Annotated in this window: 1 rRNA gene; it reads left to right on the top strand. The window is 56.7% G+C overall.

The features are described 5' to 3' along the window. Positions 1 to 1,439, top strand: a 16S ribosomal RNA gene (locus J2X42_RS23300); the annotation flags it as partial. Positions 1,440 to 1,563 lie beyond the last annotated feature (124 nt).

The following is a 1,563-nucleotide window of genomic DNA, read 5'->3' as shown; positions in this document are numbered from 1 at the left end:
GGGGATTAGTGGCGAACGGGTGAGTAACACGTGAGTAACCTGCCCTTAACTCTGGGATAAGCCTGGGAAACTGGGTCTAATACCGGATATGACTCCTCATCGCATGGTGGGGGGTGGAAAGCTTTTTGTGGTTTTGGATGGACTCGCGGCCTATCAGCTTGTTGGTGAGGTAATGGCTCACCAAGGCGACGACGGGTAGCCGGCCTGAGAGGGTGACCGGCCACACTGGGACTGAGACACGGCCCAGACTCCTACGGGAGGCAGCAGTGGGGAATATTGCACAATGGGCGCAAGCCTGATGCAGCGACGCCGCGTGAGGGATGACGGCCTTCGGGTTGTAAACCTCTTTCAGTAGGGAAGAAGCGAAAGTGACGGTACCTGCAGAAGAAGCGCCGGCTAACTACGTGCCAGCAGCCGCGGTAATACGTAGGGCGCAAGCGTTATCCGGAATTATTGGGCGTAAAGAGCTCGTAGGCGGTTTGTCGCGTCTGCCGTGAAAGTCCGGGGCTCAACTCCGGATCTGCGGTGGGTACGGGCAGACTAGAGTGATGTAGGGGAGACTGGAATTCCTGGTGTAGCGGTGAAATGCGCAGATATCAGGAGGAACACCGATGGCGAAGGCAGGTCTCTGGGCATTAACTGACGCTGAGGAGCGAAAGCATGGGGAGCGAACAGGATTAGATACCCTGGTAGTCCATGCCGTAAACGTTGGGCACTAGGTGTGGGGGACATTCCACGTTTTCCGCGCCGTAGCTAACGCATTAAGTGCCCCGCCTGGGGAGTACGGCCGCAAGGCTAAAACTCAAAGGAATTGACGGGGGCCCGCACAAGCGGCGGAGCATGCGGATTAATTCGATGCAACGCGAAGAACCTTACCAAGGCTTGACATGGGCCGGATCGCCGCAGAAATGTGGTTTCCCCTTTGGGGCCGGTTCACAGGTGGTGCATGGTTGTCGTCAGCTCGTGTCGTGAGATGTTGGGTTAAGTCCCGCAACGAGCGCAACCCTCGTTCTATGTTGCCAGCGCGTAATGGCGGGGACTCATAGGAGACTGCCGGGGTCAACTCGGAGGAAGGTGGGGACGACGTCAAATCATCATGCCCCTTATGTCTTGGGCTTCACGCATGCTACAATGGCCGGTACAAAGGGTTGCGATACTGTGAGGTGGAGCTAATCCCAAAAAGCCGGTCTCAGTTCGGATTGGGGTCTGCAACTCGACCCCATGAAGTCGGAGTCGCTAGTAATCGCAGATCAGCAACGCTGCGGTGAATACGTTCCCGGGCCTTGTACACACCGCCCGTCAAGTCACGAAAGTTGGTAACACCCGAAGCCGGTGGCCTAACCCCTTGTGGGAGGGAGCTGTCGAAGGTGGGACTGGCGATTGGGACTAAGTCGTAACAAGGTAGCCGTACCGGAAGGTGCGGCTGGATCACCTCCTTTCTAAGGAGCACCTACAAACCAGTACCTGCGTGTATGCGTTGGTGGGGGTTTGTCAGGAGTATATGCCCGTTGCGCAGACGATTGTTCTGCGGCGGGTGCTCAAGGGTGGAATATCAACAAATAG

This window comes from Arthrobacter sp. BE255 (assembly GCF_031457335.1).
In the GTDB taxonomy this organism is placed as follows: Bacteria; Actinomycetota; Actinomycetes; order Actinomycetales; family Micrococcaceae; genus Arthrobacter.
This window is presented reverse-complemented; position numbering and strand designations above follow the sequence as displayed.